Below are 17533 nucleotides of genomic sequence, written 5' to 3' on the forward strand. Positions count from 1 at the left end.
CGTCATCCTTCCACGCGCCACAAGAGCAAGACATTTTGTGTGTACTCGGTGAGCTCGCCCATGTTCCAGAAGATCTCCACCTGTGGAAAGTCCTCGCCGAGTGCCACCAGATAGCGCTGTGCGCCGACAGCGATGTCCCAGACCGCGGTCTCGGGGGTTGCCTGCGCTAGGTAGACCCGTCGGTCACCGTTTCGCCAAGCGCGCCAGACATTGGTGACTCCCGGCTGCCGAGACAGATAGTCAACCGCGGCACCGTCAATGAGGCTCGACTCGGGACCAGCGCTGGTGAACGTGGCGCGTGGCGCAGCGGCCTCAGTCACCTGTCCAATGGGGACATCACCCGGCCCAAATCCCAGCTCCTGCAGCACTTCCCGCATGAGCGAGGTCTCCGCGGCGGACAATCCGTAGCCGAGCTCCTCCTGCCACGCCACGATCGCGTCAACGGTCTTGGCTAGATCTCCCTCGCCAAGCCAGCCGCGTGCATAGGTGAGATTTTCGGCAGGCAGCCATCCCGCCAGCCTCAGCAGCAATCGGTGCAGCCCAGCGGACAGCACATCCAGATCAGTCATGCTGTCCTCCCTCCGGCGGTGGTTCCACATAGATCACAACGTCAAAGTCGATATCGGTCAACTGCTGTACCTGTTCCCGGATGGTCTGCTCCAGCTCAGGATCACGGACCCGTCGCGTTTGCGATCCCGTCGGGATGATCGCCTCGGCCTGATTCGGGAACGAACTGAACACTGACATGTTGTGCGCCTGATTGCCCGTCAGCTGATACACCACGATAGTCGGGCGGCGGTCGGCTGTATTGGACGTCATGAACCGCACCGCGACGTCGAGTTCGGTGCTCACACTGAGGAAGTCATGTGACGTGCTTCCAGGTAGGAAGCTGAAACCGTAGGCGGGAGACCAGATGCGCGACACCCGGTCACCGCGGAAGGCCAGCACCGGGTTGTCCGGGCTGCCAACGGCCGGCAGTTGATGCAGGGCGTCTTGAAGCATGTCGGCGTGCCAGCGCATTTCTGCGTACACCTCGGGGGTCACATCGCTGATCTGCCGCTGAATGTCCTGCCAGGCGTCCTCACGGTCCATGGCCGCCCGCCGCGCAGCTTGCTCGGCCTGCCGTGCCTCGTCTGCCCGCCCAGCTGCCCGGAACTCGGCCGCCGCCCGCGTGGACCGCTCCATCTGGCCCCCAGCCGCGAACCACCGCTGCGTGACCGGCTGCATCGGTGGGATCGTTCCCCGCGCGCCGTCGCCCGTGAACAGGAGGGATCTGAGCCGCATCGGCAACGGGCTGGCGTTTCCAGTCGCCTCCAATGCCGTGAGCTGATTCCAGACCAGGCTCTCCATCCTGCGGCGAAGCAGATTCTGCACGGCCGTCGCCGAATGCCCTGTCGGAAGCTGATGCCACATCGTGGCGTTGTTGATGAGCACATGACTGTGTCTGGAATAGACGGTCAGCGCCATGATTTGCGCCTCGGACAGCCTGTTGCCAAACGCACGCACCGCATCCGGATCGCTAGGGTCGATGCCGCTATTCTCTAGCCACCGCCGCAGATCCCGGCTCGTGACTTCGCCGGATCGCAGCTGCGGCAGCAGTCTGTCCGCTAGGGTCTGGACATTCTGTTCCGTTTCCGTGAACCCACTCGGGTCCCGTGCCCGGTCGGCGTAGGCCGCTTCATGCGGGAACATCCCGCCCGGAAACTGCGTGCGGATCGCCTCAAGGTCAATCCCCGTCATCGTGCGATACATGTCAACGGGATTGAGCCGCCGGAAGTCCGGCCCGATCCTGTCGAGCCCAGCGATCTGCGCCCCGCGCAGAATCTCCACCAGCGAATGGTCCGGGCCGGGCAGCATCCAGCCCATGAGCGCGTTGAGGAAGTCTTGCTGCATATCCGGATCGAGGCCCAGGAACCGTGCTGCCATCAGCATCCGTGCCGCCGTCATGGACACGCCGTCCACGGTGGGAAAGCCAGCCTGGTTTTGCAGCTGTGTCCACAGATTGTTGGTGTCGTGGATGACGGCACCTTCGTACCAGGACAGTGGGGTATCGGGGTCTAGCGGGCCGCCGTTGAGCAACTCCTGGAACGCCATAGACAACGGCCCGAGCGGTGCCCCGAGTTCCGCGTAGTCCCTTGGCGTGCGCCGCCGTCCCTCAAGCGGGTCCTGCTGACTGTCGCCGCGCCGGTCTGGCTGCCCTTGACGTTTGTTCTCGTTTGCCGCGTCACGGTTTTCGAGATTCTGCCGGTTGCGCTGACTGGCCATCGACTCGGCGGCGTTGTCGATCCTGTGGTCCGAGGTGAACTGAACGTTGCCGGTGCGGAACGGGTCGCGTCCAAACTGGTCCGCGACAAGCGAAAGCAGCCGCCTAAGCGGCGAATCAAGCTGACGTTGCATCCGTTGCAGCAATGCGACATCGAGCCCGAGTTCGGCTGCCAGCCTCCAGCGCCTGTTATCAATGATGTCCAGGAGGGCGGCTTTGAGGGTGTCGGCTGAGGTGCTGAAATATGAGGCGTTGTAGAGTGCGGTCATCAGTTCGCGCAGGTCGCCTTGTTCGAGAAGTTGCTCAAACGTAACGTTGGGGCCGACTTGCCCGGCACTCCTGTGCGACATCGGGTGATCGTTGAAGAACGCCCGCTCGACTCTACGCTCAAAGTCCACATCGGACTCGGCTGGTTCCCTGGGCGTGATAGCCATAAGCACTTCACGCATCCGCACCAGCGCTTGCACCGTCGCCGCTCTCGCGCGCGGACTGTTGAAGTGATACGCCCCCACGCGCCGCTCAAACTCCATGGCGCGGTCCGCCCAGTCCGGGTCGCCGAAGAAGCTCGTGTAATCAAACGGAACCGGCCCCGTGTTCGCCTGGCTCCGTCCCCGCATCACCGACAGCGCATCCTCCCGCCCGCCGCTGTCTTCTTCCCCTTCCTCTTCCCGCTCCCGTCCGTGCTCGCTTTCCTGCTCTTGCTCCCTCGCCTGTTCCTCTTCGCTGGTCTGCTGTTGCTCCCGCTCGCTCTCCTCGTCCTGCTCGCTTTCCTCGCTCTTCTCCTGCTCTTGCCCTTGTTCCCGCTCGCCCGTCTGCTGTTGCTCGCTTCGCCCTTGCTCTTCCTTGCTTCCTTCGCCTTGCTCTCGCTCGCTGCCTTGCTCCCGCTCGTTAGCCGGGTTCTCCTCGGTGGCCTGCTGTTGCGTTTCTTGGCTTTGCTGCTGACCTTGCTCTTGCTCGTGGCTCTGTTCTTGTTGCGTTTCTTGCTGCTTGGCCTCGTCCTGTTCGCTGTCTTGCTCTTGCTGTGTGTCTTGCCCGGTAGCTTGTTTTTGCCGACCGCTCTGTTTCTCGTCGTCGGTCAGGCTGTCTTGCGTGTCTTGGCTTTGGCCTTGTGAATCCTGTTCGGACCGCTGAGTGTCGGTTTCCTGGTCTTGCTGGGTCTCGGATTCTTGTTCGGTGCTCTGGTCTTGCCTGCCGTTCTCGTTCTGCTCCGCGTCTTGGGTCTGTTCGCTGGTGGTGCGGTTGTCTTCACGCGTCTGGTCCGGCGCATCGCGGTCGCTCTGTTGCTTGTTGCTTTGCCTTCGGGTGCCTTGCGCGTTGGGCTCTTGCTCGTCGTTGGAATTCGATTGGTCGTTGTTCCGGTTTTCATCGCCCGGTTGCGAGTCGTCGCTTTCGCTGTCGTCTGGGCCGGGCGGGCTTGGTGGCGGCGGTGGCGGCGGCGGGACCGCTGGAGGTGCTGCCTGTTCTTCGCTCTCTAGCTCGGGTGAAGGTGCCGCCGGTCCGCCGGAGGGAGAAGGTCGCGCTGGGTCACCGGCGTCAGGGTCGTCGTCTGACTCGTTACCGGTGACGTCTTGACCGCCTGGCAGGGTGATGCCTTGGCGCTGGAATCGGTCCTCTGGAAGAGACTGCTCGGTGATGGTGGCGCGGCCCGTGACGCCGACTCTGACGACGAAGGAACGAACCTCACCGCCGTTCGCACCGGTGACAGTGTCTTGAAGGAGCTGACGCAACTCGGGATTTTGCTCCAGCAACGGGCCGAGGACGTTGTCGATCTGCAGCAGATGCCTGATGTATTCCGGGCTTCCTTGTCGCGCCTCGATTTGCGGGCCGCCGTCGGGGTCATCGACTTGCCGTGTTTCGAGTCTCGGATTGCGGCCGCCTTTTTCCTCGACCACGAGCAGTTGCGGCGGTTGTCCTGGCGTGAGCATCACCGCCGTACGGTCAAGGTTGTTCCGGGTGCCGCCGCCCGAACCGTCGCCAGTGAGGACCAGTATCACGGGCGGATCGCCCGGCTGAGGTGCGAGCAGGCGCAGCGCGGCGTCGGGACTCATGTCCGGCCCAAGAGTGAAGATCATTGCGTTCGGAAAGACCTGGCTCAGCCCCGGCAAGGTGCCTTGCCCACCGACCTGCTCGCTTGCTCGGCCGAGCGGTCCGTGATTGTCGCGGTATTGCCTGCCTTGCTCCCAAAGATGTTGCAGCTCCGCAGCGCTGAGCTCGTGATCTCCTGAGTCCGCTGTCGCGGCAAGCCGCCGGAAATACGCTCGGTTGCCCAGGGTGCGGCCGTCAGCGCGTATCCCGGCAGTGTTGAGATCGTCCATATAGGACTGAATGCCTCGCCGGTTCGCCGCCCGTTGCGCGTCAATCTCCGCACGCTGACCTGTCAGATGGACCCGGAACCGCCGCATCGACCCACGGACGGGCACGTTCTCGCGCACATTGGTATTACTTGTACTCTGCGTTTGCCGCGCACGTCGCCTCGTCGCCTGCTGCGCCTGGGTTTGCACGCCGACAGCATCGGTCCGGCCATCCCGCGCCTGATCGTGAGCATTGTCGTCGCTCTGATTGTCGCGTTGGGAATCTTCTCCGCGTCGTGCCTCAGCCTCACGTTGTGCATCGTCATCGCGTTGCTCATCTTGCGCCCGTCGCGCATCGTCGTCTTGCCGCCGGTCCTGCTCGCGCAGTGCGTCATCTTCGCGCTCGCGGTTCTGGTCGCGCTCAGCGTTCGCGTCACGTTGACGGTCCTCGTCCCGGTGCGCGTCATCGTCTTGTTGCCGATCCTGGTCGCGCTGCGCCTCATCATCCCGCTCAACATCGTCGTCCCGCCGTCCGTCTTCCTCGTGCTGGGCGTCATCGACGCGCCGGTCCTGGTCGCGTGGGGATTGGTCCTGCTCATCGTTGGGCGAAGGCTGCTGGTCCTGCGGCTGCTGACCAGGTTGCTGCCCTTGTGGCTGCTGGCCTTGCGGTTGTTGACCGGATTGCTGGCCCTGCGGTTGTTGACCCTGCGGTTGTTGACCCTGCGGTTGTTGAGCCGGCTGCGGGCCTTGAGGTTGCTGGCTTTGTGGCTGGGGGCCGGGCCCGGTGGGGCGCGGCGGGCCGGTGTTGGTGCGATCCGTGTCGTCGCGGTTGCTGTCGTTGGGCTGCGCCGGATTGCGGTCCGTGTTGTCGCGGTCGGTGTCGTCGGGGCGGGTGGGGTCGGGGTTTGTGTCGTCGGTGTCGTTCGGGTTGGGAGGGTCAGTGTCAGTGTCGTTGGGGTTCGGCGGCTGGGGCAGTCCGCGATTGGTTACCGCGTCGAGGCGGTTGTGGTAGAGGTCGCTGGCGCCTTCGCGGAGCCCTTCCGCGGCAACCTTTGTGCCGAACTGGCCGGGTGTCAGGTCGATGTCGAGGTTGCCGGTCCGGGCGAGGTTGATGCCAGCCTCGGTGGCGACGTCCACGGCTGCTTCGTTGGTGCCGTTGACAACCAGCTTTGGCAACACGCCAGCAGGGCCGTCGGGAAGGTTGTCGAGCAGCTTGCTGATCTTCGGCGCGGTAATGCCGCCAAGCAAACCACCCAGCGCGCCACCGGCGAGCGACCACTTTGACTTGTCGAAATCCCACTCCTTGCGCGTGCCCATCGCGAACTGGGCCAGCTGTGCCGCGACATCTGTTGCCAGCTCAGAGATCGCCTCAAACGCGACCTCCTTGATGAGCCCGCGCAGGAAGCCACGCGTGGCGGCGGCGATGAGCTGACGCAGCGCCTGCTGGATCGCCAGCCTCGTGACGGCGATGGGTCCAGCGGCGAAGGAAAGAGCCGCGCCAAAGGAAATGAACGACAGCACGATGATGGCGAAGATAGTGATCATCAGGATGCCGACCTCGATGATCACCGTCAGTTTCTCGTACTCCACTTCCTGCGCGGCCGTTTCATGGCGCGTAGCAAGACTTTCCAAGGTCTGGGTTAGCCCGGGCAAGCCCTCGTCTTGGTAGTAGCGCCAGAGTCGGTGAAACGAGCCGCCCGCTTGACCCTGCCATTCAGTGGCCAGAGAGTTGGCGTGCGTGCTCGCCGTGGACATGTGGTCATCGATGATTTGCCCAGCGTTGCGCCACGCCGCGGCGAGTTCCCGGATGCGGTCTTCGTCGGCTTGAGGAAAGCCTCCACCACCGGTGCCCACCCACACGACGAGATCACGCACGGCATCCCACGGTTGACCCCAGCTTGGCAGGGTGATGGTCATCGCCGGGCAATCAGAGTCTCAGGCCACCCATATGTTTCTCTGACATGTCGTCGATATCGAGGATCTGCTGAATCCCCGACTGCGCGATGTTGCCAAAGCCGGTGATTCCCTCGCCCAGGCCGCGCATCGCGGCGGTGATCTCGCTGGTGTCCCCGAGACTGGCTTGGTAGGTCTGGCCGACTTCGTCGTCACCCCAAGGGTTGGATGCTTGGAGACCCTCTATTTGCGACACCGCGGTGGACACCGCGTCACGCATGCGGTTGCCAGAGGTCGTCAAGCTAGCGGAAGTCGAGAGCGCGGCATCGGGATTAGGCAGGTATGGGTTCGTCACGAGGTCCCCCGGTGAGGCCTTGAGCCAGCGTCTTGTAGTCGTAGGACAGCGCCGCCTGCATCTGGTCGTCAGAGACGAACGGGCGGCACATAGCCATGACCCGTTGCTGCGCCTCAGTCGCCGCGGCGGCGATGGTCTCTTCGATCTCACGCGCTAACTCATCGGGCGTGTGGAAGGTATAGATATCTCTATCCAGTTCCAGCCGGGTCAGCCTGCCTTCTGGCCCAACCGTCGCCCGGATCAGCTGGTCGGCAGATTTAGCGGTCACGCTAACTGCCTTGATCCGGGTTGATACTTCATCGAGCTCGGCGGCGAGCTGATCGACGCGGGCGGTGACTTCAGCCGCCTTCGCGCGCATTCTGATCAGCTCATCCTCCGATACCGTCACGTCATAGAAGCTACGACATCAAGGAATCTCCCGCTACCCTGCACCATGTGAAATGGCGGGGATGGTGTGCGGTCCAAAGTGGAGCTACGGCGATGGTGGCCATCGCGGCCATGCTGCTGTCACCTGTGACACCGGCATCGGCGGCACTACCCGGATGTCCCGAAACACGGGAAGCGGATCTGCGGGCGAAAGGCACCGTGGCGCAAGACTTTGGCTGGTGGTTCAACTGGGTCGCCGCGCCTGAGCTTTGGCACTTGGCCACGGGCAAGGGTGTCAAGGTCGCCGTGGTTGACACGGGCGTCAACGAGCACCGCCAATTGGCGCCAGCGCTTGGCGGCGGCGCGGATCTCGTGAAAGGACTGTCCGGCGGCAGGCTCGACTGCATCGGCCATGGCACGGCCGTCGCCAGCATCATCGCCGCAAGACCTGGCGGTCGCGGGCTCGTGGGCATCGCTCCCGAGGCGGAGATCATCCCGATCCGGGTCGCCGAAGACGGCGGTGGGTTCGTTGTGGACGAAAGGCAGGCGCCAGGGGCACGAGTCGCGGCGGGAATCCGTTCAGCGGCCGATGCCGGTGCACGGATCATCAACGTGTCGCTTGCCTTGAAGGCAGACTTCGGCGATGTGCGCAGCGCGGTGGAGTATGCCCAGGGCAAAGGCGCGATTGTCGTGGCCGCGGTGGGCGGCGAAGGAGCGATCTATCCAGCGGCGTACCCGTCGGTGATTGGTGTTGGCGCGTTTGACCGTCTAGGGCAGCGAGCGCCAGCAATTGAGTCCTATGTGGACGTTTACGCTCCCGGATACGGAGGCATGACAGTGGCCGCCCGGGACACCGACCACTTCGTGGACTGGCAGGGCGGTGCGGACGCGGCGACCGCTGTCGTTAGCGGAACGGCCGCGCTTATCGTGGCCGCTGAGCCGGCGTTGACGAATACCCAAGTCATCACACGGCTTTTGCGGACCGCTCAGGGGAGGACGCTCGACCCCTATCGGGCCGTCACAGAGCTTTTGCCGAACGAAAGCGCTGTGGCGTCACGTTCTCCCGGGCCTCCGCTCACAGCGCCAGTGGTGCCAACGTCAAGCCTGCCGCAGCGTGCGCTGGGCATAGCGGGGCTACTCGGGCTGCTGGTCATCGGGATCGTGGTCATCGCGCGGCTATGGCGCTCACGAAGGCAGGAATCTCAGCGAACCTGAGTTGTCTACGTAGGGGAGCCGCCCTGCCTGCGGCCTCCCTGTCGTGGCAGTCGTTACCGGATCATGCTCTTGATGAGCCCTTCGAGCTCATCTTCACTGTTTTGCATGGCGCGGACGGAATCTGTCATCTTGGTCGAGACTTCACTTCCGGCCTCGGCGACCTTGGCCGCGTCGGCTCGCCACTGTTGCTTGAGCATCTGGTAGGCCTGGTAGGGCGCACCTTTCCAGGTCGCCGCCAAAGCGTCGACGGCGCCCTCCACTTTGGACAGCACGTCGTACATTTCCGCGACGCCATTGTCATAGGCCTTCGCACCCGTGTGGACGGCCTCGCCGAGCATTCTGACTTTGCCGGACATCAGGCACCTCCTCGCATCGCCGAGAGCCGGTTGTTGGTGACCTGGCCGTTGGAGCCGATGTTGTCTCCAGCGAGGTCGAGTCCCGAGAAGTCCATATCCATGATCTTCTCGTTGTGACTGTCAGCGTACTGATGGCCGTCAGCGACGGTGTCGATCAGTGTGCCGACCTTGATGAGCCCTTCAGCGATATTCGTGAAGTGGGTCACGAACTTCTGGTTGACGTTGACGAACATGCCGCCCGCCTTGCCATCCCAGTCGAGGCTCGCTGTTGTCGCTCCGGATTGGATTCCTGGAAGCACCTGGTCAATAAGGTGCTTGGCCAAGCCCCTTACTTCTTCGGCGGTGTCTCGCATCGCCGCGTCGTAAGATTCCATGTCCATTGGCGTTCCCCCTTTCAAACCTGGACAAGCCATGCCGCGCCAGCGTATCCGGGACCATCCACATTGCACTAGTGCTAGCCGAGCCGAGTGCCTGCCATCGTGTGATCCAGAGCTGGCCCGAGCGGCACGCGTGCCACGATCGCCGATGGCAGCTTCAGCCGGGGCGTGTTCTCGTAACCGAGCCGTTTGAGTGCCTCAGGCGTGGGAATGATGTGGGCAACGCCGCGGTCGGTGACCAGCATGATGGTGCCGCTCGTCGCGGTCGCCGACGTCATCGCTTCCACGAGCACGCCGCGACCGGGCTCGACCACCACCGCGTCGGCAGTGTGCACATTGGACACCACGCCCCGTGGCTCCGCGTGCCCCATGGACACGCCATAGCGCACGGCACGCTGATCGCTGGCGTTGTCGCTGACCACGCAAACGCCGGAGTTGGCGGCCAGTGGCACGACTCGCGGGGCGGTTGGCGGGAGCTGTGTTTCCAGAGCGCTGGTGCCGCCGTGACCGATGAGGTCAGTGGTGGTCAGCTCGGCTTTCGGGGCGTTGCCGCCGTAGGCGGCGATCAGCAGGGCCGCCTGCAACTGAGTGATCGCCCGCAGATTTTGCTTGTCCCACACGACGTAGTGCTGTTGACCGACCTGAACGACCTGTCCAATGAGGAGCTTGCCCCACGCGGGCTGCCCCGCTTCGGGAACCGTGATTTTGCCGATCTGCGGGCCCCGGGGCAGGGCGTCGAGCCAGGCAGCGCTCACCGGCATCGTCTGCTGCGGGTCGGCGATGAGCGCTCGCAACACCTCGGTGTCGTCCTTGACCGGGTGCCTGGCTCCCTGCCAAATGAGGTAGCGCGCGCCTGCGGGATCGGCGACCACGAAGGCGGCGCCGTCGGCGTCTTGGCCGCTCGCTTCGGAGTACCCGGCGAAAAGGATTGTTGATGGTTTTCCTTCGGGTGTCAGCCGGTGGCACACCGACCACGCGCCCATGGCCAGCTGCTTGGCGGCGGGCAAGGTGTCTGGCGCGCCCGCGATCCCGATGAGCCCGCCCTTGGGCCAGGTGAGCGATGCCGCCGAAATGCTGTATGCCGCATGGAAATCCGGAGTGAACAAGCGCGCGGAGGAGAAGTTGGCGACCGGGTAGAGCAGGCCCTCTTCGGGCAGGCAGATGAACGTCGCTCCGGTTTCCTTCTCCACGATGGGAGCGTCGCAGGCTTGCCAGCGGGTGTTGCCACCCGGCACGATCAGCGCATAGATGCCCGTCACAGCGAAGGCGATAACCGTAATCATCGCCGCGGCGAAGGCGGCACCGGACATGCGCCGGCCCGACCAGTCCAGCGGATCTGGTTTCTGGGCCACGAGCGCGGCCATCATGCGCTGATACAGGAACTGACGCGAGTGAATGAGATCGCGGCGCGTGAGCATGGCGCGGGTCCCCTCAGCCGTTCAGCATGCCGCGAATCAGGCCGAACAGGCCCATGACCGCGCAGGCCAGAGTGGGTGTGGCGATGACGGCCAGCACCTCCAACACGTCGGCGAGCCGCCCGAGCCCGGGGCTCGGTGGCCGTTTGGCGAAGGTGTTGCCCATGCTGACCGCCGCGCCCATGAGGAGCGACAGGATCGCCAGTGCCGGTGCCAGGTAGGTGGCCCGCTGCGGGGCATCGAAAGACATCCAGGCGAGGACCAGCAGGCTAACGACGCCACCGAGCCCGGCGATCGCCAGCGGCAAGCGGTGCCTTAAAGCGATAAACATGCGGGTACGCAGTGAGCAAATGGCCGTAATCAAACACGCGAGAATGACGGTGGCGGTTTGCCCCGCGACCGCGAGCTTGATGACGCCCGCGAGCAGCACGAGGGACAGTCCGGTCAGGATGCCCGTCAGCAGCTCATCAGACCGCTGCACCAGGGCGGCCAGTTCCGCCTTGGCGGGCAGCGGATCGGGTGTCGTCTGCCCGTGAGCCGGGTTGGGCACCGAAGGCGACGGCAAGCCACCCTGATGCGCCGCATAGCGGGGCAGCAGCGGTGACAGCAGAATCAATGCGGCGACCGTCCCGGCGACTGCTCCGTCCGGAGTGGACAGTGCCGCGAGCAGCGTGCCAAACGCGCCAGCCACGCCAACCGTAGCGCCCGCGTAAAAGATCCAGCGGTACGCGCCTATCCCAGCGAGCGCGGCTATGGCGCCGGAAAGCAGCGCTGTGCTGGACACGAGAAAGTGCCAGTTCGTGCCGCTGGCCGGACCCAGGATGAGCAGTCCACCGGCCGCCAGGTAGACCATCCCAAAGGTGCCGAGCACGGCGGCGAGTTTGGTGTTGCTGAGCCAGCGCGCGAGCAGCGTGCCGAATCCTAATAGGACAGTTCCCGTGGCGACCGCCGTGAACCCGGCCTGTGTCAACGGGGCACTGCTGGTGAAGAGCAGAAACAGCCCAACGGTCAGGATCGAGGCGCCGATGGCCAGACCGGCTGTCGCACTGGTGTTGCCGCGCCACACCGGTCCCAGGCGCGCCGCCTCTTCAGCGATGCCGTCGGCGATGTCGTCGAAGACGGGCTCGGGCCAATGCTGATCGCGGTAGGACAGCATGAGCACGTCACCATGGCGGACCCCAAGCGCGGCGAGCGACTGCCCCGCGTCGAGCACTGTCCCATCTGGACGCCGGACGACCCAGCCGCCCCGGTTCACCGCGTCCTCAACCAGATCTTCGCCCCCGTGCCGCAGCAGGATCGGGTGCAAGTGCGCCAGTGGCAAGTGACCTGGAAGTGATATATCGACGCGCCTCTTAGGCGAAAGCAAGATTACATTAGTCAATCCCGCCGAGGCTGGAGCTGTCATCTCATGTCCTCCCCGCGATACCATCGCGGCCGCATGCTATCGCGGGGAGGACGTTGTTCGCATGGCCACGACTATCCGGAAACGACCGCCACGGCGGCTCGCCCCGCCTTATCCACAAGGCGAGACAGTCCTTGAGCCCTCGCCAGAAATTCCCGCGCCAGGCGGCCGATCGTGGGCTCAGTTCATGTTGGTCATTCCGATGGTCGCCGGGATGGCCGCGATGGGCCTCATTTTCGCGGGAGTGGGCGGCGGCGGTTCCGCGGGCACGTCGTTTCGCTGGATAACCGGTGTGCTGCTAGGCATTTCGATGGTGGGCATCATCGCGGTTCAGTTCACGACGGCCGGCAGTGGTGCCAGCAAACAAGAGATGCAGGCGGGCCGCCGCGAATACCTCTTCGATCTGGCCCAGCAGCGGCGTGAAGTGCGGGCGACCATGCGCAAGCAACGGGCCGCGGAATACTACGCCCACCCCGATCCAGACTCGCTTTGGTCCATGGTCGACGGAGTGCGCCTGTGGGAGCGCCGGTTCAACGATGCTGACTTCGGCCAGATTCGCCTTGGCCTGGGCCCACGGGAGCTCGCGGCCACGCTAACCGTGCCACCGCCGCTGCCGATGGAGAAGGCCGAGCCCGTGAGCGCGATGGCACTGCGCCGCTTCATCGAGGCCTACCGCCACGTGCCTGACCTGCCGGTCATCTTGGCCCTCAACGGTTTCGCAAGGATCTACCTGCGCGGGGACATCCGACAGACCCGTGCCCTCGCGCGCGCGATAGTCGCACAATCGGCCGTCTGGCATGCGCCCGACGACATCATGGTCGCCGCGTGCGCTGGGCCGAAAGCCCGGGTGCAGTGGGAATATCTCAAGTGGCTGCCGCACGCGCTGCATCCGTCTAATGTGGACGCCCTCGGACCGGTGCGTCTGATCACGCCCAGTGTCGTGGCGCTGGAAGCGATTACTGACGACATCTTGGCTGCCCGGCCACGGTTCGATCCCTCCGCTTCGGAGACATCGTTTGACGGTGCGCACCTTGTCGTCATCGTCGACGGGGCGGACCGGGCCGGCTCCGACCATCTGCTCGTCGACGGTGGCGTCGAAGGCGTGACCGTCATCGACCTCGACGGCGACCCACCCCGCAACTTGGACCGGGCCACCGTCGTGCTCGACATTGGACAGTCCGGTGAACTCACCGCCACGAGCTATAGCGGCACGCAGAAGCTCGGCAAAGCTGACAGCCTTGGGCTAGTCGCCGCCGAGGCGCTCGCGCTTCAGCTTTCCCCGTTGCGGCTAGCCAGCGGCGGGGGCAGCGACGATCGCGCCATGAACTCCGAGCACGGGCTGGCCGACCTGTTGCAACTCGGCGATCCTGAGCAGCTCAACCCGGCCATCGGCTGGCAGCCGCGGCCCAACCGCGAGCGGCTGCGGGTGCCGATCGGCGTGGGTGCTGACGGGGCGCGGGTCGAGCTGGACATCAAGGAGTCGGCACAGGACGGGATGGGCCCGCACGGTCTGCTCATTGGTGCCACCGGCTCGGGCAAGTCAGAACTCCTGCGCACGCTTGTGCTCTCGCTGGCGATCACGAACTCGCCCGAGGTACTCAACTTCGTGCTCGTGGACTTCAAAGGTGGGGCGACGTTCGTCAAGCTGGACCGCCTCCCGCACACCAGTGCCGTGATCACGAACCTCGCTGACGAGCTGCCGTTGGTCGACCGCATGACCGATGCCATCAACGGCGAGCTAGTGCGGCGCCAGGAGTTGCTGCGGGCGGCGGGCAATTTCGTGTCGCAGCGCGACTATGAGCGCGCACGAGCGTCCGGTGTGCCGCTTGACCCGCTGCCGACCCTGCTCGTGGTGTGTGACGAGTTCAGTGAGCTCTTGTCCGCCAAGCCCGACTTCATCGACATGTTCGTCCAGATTGGACGGCTAGGCCGGTCGCTTGGTGTGCACCTGTTGCTCGCCAGCCAGCGCCTGGAGGAGGGCCGTCTCCGTGGTCTGGACACCCACTTGTCGTACCGCATTGGCTTGCGGACGTTCTCCCCCATGGAAAGCCGCTCCGTGCTCGGTGTGACCGACGCTTACGAGTTGCCTCGCGCCCCTGGGCACGGCTTCCTCAAGTTCGGCACCGAGCCGCTGGAACGGTTCCGGGCCGCCTACGTTTCCGGTGCCTACCGCAGGCCCGAGGAGCTGACGTCAACGTCGGTCGGTGACGTCATCTACGAATACAGCTCCACCTATGTGGCTGGCCCGGCCAACGCCGCGGAGCCAGCCGCGGCAGATCCCATGGACGACACCGAAGTCGACGGCGACACGCTGCTCGACATCCTGACGTCGCGGCTCACAGGGCACGGGACGCCCGCGCACCGGGTTTGGCTTCCCCCGCTCGGGTCAGCGCCCGCCCTGGGGGAAATCATGGGTGTCGGGCCGTGGCCGCGCGCGGGCGGTGGACTGAAAGCGGTCGCTGGCATCGTGGACAAGCCGTTTGAGCAACGGCGTGATCTGCTCGGTGTTGACCTGTCCGGGGCGGCGGGGCATCTAGTGGCCGTGGGGGCGCCTCAGTCGGGGAAGAGCTCGTTACTGCGTACCCTCGTGATGTCTCTGGCTTTGGCACATAGCCCTGATGAAGTGCAGTTCTACGGACTGGATTTCGGTGGTGGAGCGTTGTCTTCGCTACGAGAGCTGCCCCACTTCGGTGGCATCGCGTCACGGCGGGATGTCAACGAGGTGCGGCGCACGATCGCTGAACTTGAAGGCCTGCTTCATCAGCGCGAACAGTCCTTTGTGGAGCTTGGCATCGACGGGATGGCGACGTTCCGGCGGATCCGGGCGGCAGGTCAGCTCCCGGGCGACCGTTTCGGCGACGTGTTCCTCGTGATCGACGGCTGGGCCACGATCCGCTCAGAGTTCGAAGACCTCGAAGAACGCATCACGATTTTGGCTATGCGTGGCCTTTCCTACGGCATCCACCTGCTGCTAACCGCCGCCCGCTGGCCCGAGGTGCGCGGATCGCTGCGAGACGCCATCGCGTCAAGGCTGGAGCTGCGCCTGGGCGATCCCTCAGACTCGGCGATCGACCGGCGGTCCGCCGCCAATGTGCCGCAAAGCGCGCCGGGGCGGGGCATTACGCCAGACCGGTACCAGTTCCTGGCGGCGCTTCCGCGCATGGACCAAAGTAACGGTCTCGATGACTTGCCCGAGGCGCTGACCGTCCTGATTAAACAGATCAGCGCGGCGTGGCCAGGCAAGGCGGCGCCGAAGGTCCGGCTGCTGCCCCCGATGGTTCCGTTTGAACTGCTGCCACAACTGCGTACGCAGCCTGGCCCGGCGGTCGCGATCGCTGAGCACGATCTCAGCCCAGTCAGCCTCGACTTCTTCACCGATCCACACCTGTACCTCTTCGGCGATGTCGAATCGGGGAAGTCAGCCTTCCTCCGCACACTGGCCAATGGGCTCGCGGCCCGGTTCACTCCGGCTGAGGCAAGGTTCTTCTTCCTTGATTACCGCAGGGCCAACCTCGGTCTGCTGCCACAGGACCACCTGCTGGGCTACGCGACCTCAGCGGCACAGGCGACCGAGTTCGTTCGTGATGTGGTCACGGCCATGAACGAGCGCGTGCCCGGTCCCGACATCACGCCGGAACAGCTGCGCAAACGGGACTGGTGGAAAGGTCCCGACGTGTTCGTCATCGTCGATGACTACGATCTCGTTGCCGGTGACCGCAATCCGGTCGCGCTGCTCGCCGAGCTTCTGCCGCAGGCACGCGAGATCGGCCTGCATCTCATCATCGCCCGCCGAAGCGGTGGCGCCAGCAGATCCTTCTACGATCCGGCCCTGGCGCGGCTGCGGGAGTTGGGATCACCGGCGGCCATCATGTCGGCTGACCGCAACGAAGGGCAGCTCGTGTCCGGCGTGCGGTCTGGTCCTCTTCCTGCTGGGCGGGCTTGGCTGCAGACGCGAAAGGAAGGGTTGAGGCTGGTCCAGTTTGGATGGCTGGAAAACGAGCCCGGAAGCATCTAACCTGGTGACTGCTAGGCAGGGGGAGGGTTATAGGTAGCTGATGGCTGAGTGGGACGTCAAACTCCAGCATCTCAAGGACTATGGCGATGAGATGGTCCAAGCTGGACAGACGTTTGATCGCCAAGCTGACGGTCAAACACGCGCACTCAAAACAGCGGCGAAGGCGATAGCAGCCGATCCGCGCTTTACCGAACTAGCGGCGTTGAAGGCAGGCACGGCGCAAGACGCGGGACAGCTCGGTGCTTTTACCGACGACATGGGTGAAGCTATTCAATCCCATGGTGTCGTGGCACGAGAGAGTCACCGCTTGTATGGCGGAGCTGATAGCTCAAGTTCCGATGAGCTTGAGGCGAGCCTCACCAAGATGATCGACTTGCACACGAAGATGCCATGACCGCCTGGGGAAGCCTTAAGTTCGACGACATTTACACCATCATCAAATCGGTGGACGCTGCCGCCATTTCGGCGCTGGGTTCACGGTGGGAAACTGCCTCCGACCTCATCAGGGGGTACGCCGAGAAGCTCGAAGACGCGACAGAGAAGCTTCGTCCACATTGGACGAGCCCTGCCGCCGCTTCAACGTTTCAGAAGGCGATGGTGAAGTCGGTCAAGAGCATGCGCGAGTGGATGTATGCCGCTGACCGAGGTTCGAGTGGTGCGTGGGGACGCGCTGGCTCGCTGCTGCAGGTGTCTGCCGATGTCACGCGTTCGCAGACGAAAATGGATCAGCTGAAAACCGCTCGTGACGCGGAGATCAAGGCGGCTGCAGATAACGCCGCACTGGTCCTGCGGATCCAAGCGCGCTATGACTTGCTGGCGCGTGCTGTCGGTTCGGAGATCGGCGCCCGGATAAAGGAACTGACGCCGTGGCAGAACCCCGCGCCCTACTCTGGGCTGCACGGGCTGGCGCCCAAGACCGGCCCAGGTGGATTCGTGGAACCCCACGGCCCGGCTCCTCGTGCGAACGACCGCGATACGGGGCCGCAGCTCGTTGATGGTCCTAAGGGCGACCCTGACACACAGGCGGAGATTCCGTTCCAAGACGGAGGTGGGCCCTCGCCTGACGATGGGTTCGACGGCCCGTTTGGCGGTGGCCTTCCCGTTGGCACGCCGCCGGTAAGCGGTCCTGGACCGCTGATTCCGCCTTACGTTCCGCCGTTGATTCCGGTCGGGTTACGTGGCGCGACCGCCGCGGCCGAACCAGCGGCGGCCCGTTCACCGGGCTTGCTCAGCAAGTTACGCGGCGGACCGCTCAACGGCTATGTCGCGAACGGACTGTTCGGCAGGCTGATGGCAGGCTCCGGTCTCGATGGCGCGATGCGTGCTGCCACCACAGGTTCTCCCGCGATGGCCACGCCACCCGTCGTCCCGCCCGGCCCCATGGCCAACGTCGCGGGCCGCCGGCGTCGTCGCCGTCAGAAGGTGGGATACCTGCCCACGGCAGCGCCAGCGGCTCCGGCGGAAGCTGGCCCTCCGGCCATGACTGGTCGCCCAGCGGACCCACACAAGACCGCGCCACCACGTGAAACCGATACAGCAACCGAAGAAGCGACACCGAACCGAGTTCAAAGCGCCTGAGGGGAGA

The 17533-nt window shown here is 64.5% G+C and carries 12 protein-coding genes; 4 read left to right on the forward strand and 8 right to left on the reverse strand.

Going from position 1 to position 17533, the window contains the following annotated elements:
* Positions 1-2: 2 nt before the first annotated feature.
* From A3E1_RS0122990 to A3E1_RS41615, 4 genes are read right to left on the reverse strand one after another with little or no spacing between them, the layout of a single operon-like run.
* Complete coding sequence (locus A3E1_RS0122990) at positions 3-569, reverse strand: hypothetical protein (protein ID WP_020523138.1); 567 nt, start codon at positions 567-569, stop codon at positions 3-5.
* The gene (locus A3E1_RS0122995; RefSeq protein WP_020523139.1) at positions 562-6471 is read right to left on the reverse strand and encodes a WXG100-like domain-containing protein; all 5910 of its coding nucleotides are present in this window, start codon (positions 6469-6471) and stop codon (positions 562-564) included. The genes A3E1_RS0122990 and A3E1_RS0122995 overlap by 8 nt, the downstream gene beginning before the upstream one ends.
* Before the next feature lie 10 nt (positions 6472-6481).
* On the reverse strand, positions 6482-6802 hold the full coding sequence (locus tag A3E1_RS0123000; RefSeq protein WP_157631694.1) for a hypothetical protein: 321 nt from the start codon (positions 6800-6802) through the stop codon (positions 6482-6484).
* Complete coding sequence (locus A3E1_RS41615) at positions 6780-7190, reverse strand: YbaB/EbfC family nucleoid-associated protein (RefSeq protein WP_051105131.1); 411 nt, start codon at positions 7188-7190, stop codon at positions 6780-6782. The genes A3E1_RS0123000 and A3E1_RS41615 overlap by 23 nt, the downstream gene beginning before the upstream one ends.
* 47 nt (positions 7191-7237) lie before the next feature.
* On the opposite strand from A3E1_RS41615, the gene A3E1_RS41620 reads away from it, so the two are divergent.
* The gene (locus tag A3E1_RS41620) at positions 7238-8383 is read left to right on the forward strand and encodes a S8 family serine peptidase (protein WP_157631695.1); all 1146 of its coding nucleotides are present in this window, start codon (positions 7238-7240) and stop codon (positions 8381-8383) included.
* A 53-nt stretch (positions 8384-8436) separates the two neighbouring features.
* Here A3E1_RS41620 and A3E1_RS0123015 read toward each other — a convergent pair whose 3' ends face one another.
* The 4 genes from A3E1_RS0123015 to eccD form a co-directional block, all read right to left on the reverse strand.
* Entirely contained in the window at positions 8437-8739 is a 303-nt protein-coding gene (locus A3E1_RS0123015) for a WXG100 family type VII secretion target (protein WP_020523143.1), read from the reverse strand.
* Positions 8739-9119: a WXG100 family type VII secretion target gene (locus A3E1_RS0123020; RefSeq protein WP_026208740.1), complete on the reverse strand. Its 381-nt coding sequence runs from the start codon at positions 9117-9119 to the stop codon at positions 8739-8741. Before A3E1_RS0123020 ends, A3E1_RS0123015 begins: the two co-directional genes overlap by 1 nt.
* Before the next feature lie 74 nt (positions 9120-9193).
* Positions 9194-10534, reverse strand: a complete 1341-nt coding sequence (gene eccB, locus A3E1_RS0123025; protein WP_020523145.1) for a type VII secretion protein EccB — start codon at positions 10532-10534, stop codon at positions 9194-9196.
* Between the two features lie 13 nt (positions 10535-10547).
* Positions 10548-11912, reverse strand: coding sequence for a type VII secretion integral membrane protein EccD (eccD, locus tag A3E1_RS0123030; protein WP_157631696.1), 1365 nt, complete (start codon positions 11910-11912; stop codon positions 10548-10550).
* A gap of 85 nt (positions 11913-11997) precedes the next feature.
* On the opposite strand from eccD, the gene eccCa reads away from it, so the two are divergent.
* Genes eccCa through A3E1_RS0123045 form a run of 3 tightly spaced genes read left to right on the forward strand, consistent with a single transcriptional unit; the run spans position 11998 to position 17526 of the window.
* Positions 11998-15948 (forward strand): type VII secretion protein EccCa, encoded by a 3951-nt coding sequence (eccCa, locus tag A3E1_RS0123035; protein WP_020523147.1) that lies wholly within the window; start codon positions 11998-12000, stop codon positions 15946-15948.
* Positions 15949-15988: 40 nt separating this feature from the next.
* On the forward strand, positions 15989-16342 hold the full coding sequence (locus A3E1_RS0123040) for a hypothetical protein (RefSeq protein WP_020523148.1): 354 nt from the start codon (positions 15989-15991) through the stop codon (positions 16340-16342).
* Positions 16339-17526: a WXG100 family type VII secretion target gene (locus A3E1_RS0123045; RefSeq protein WP_020523149.1), complete on the forward strand. Its 1188-nt coding sequence runs from the start codon at positions 16339-16341 to the stop codon at positions 17524-17526. The genes A3E1_RS0123040 and A3E1_RS0123045 overlap by 4 nt, the downstream gene beginning before the upstream one ends.
* Positions 17527-17533 lie beyond the last annotated feature (7 nt).

Source organism: Catelliglobosispora koreensis DSM 44566 (assembly GCF_000379685.1).
Classification (GTDB): Bacteria; Actinomycetota; Actinomycetes; order Mycobacteriales; family Micromonosporaceae; genus Catelliglobosispora; species Catelliglobosispora koreensis.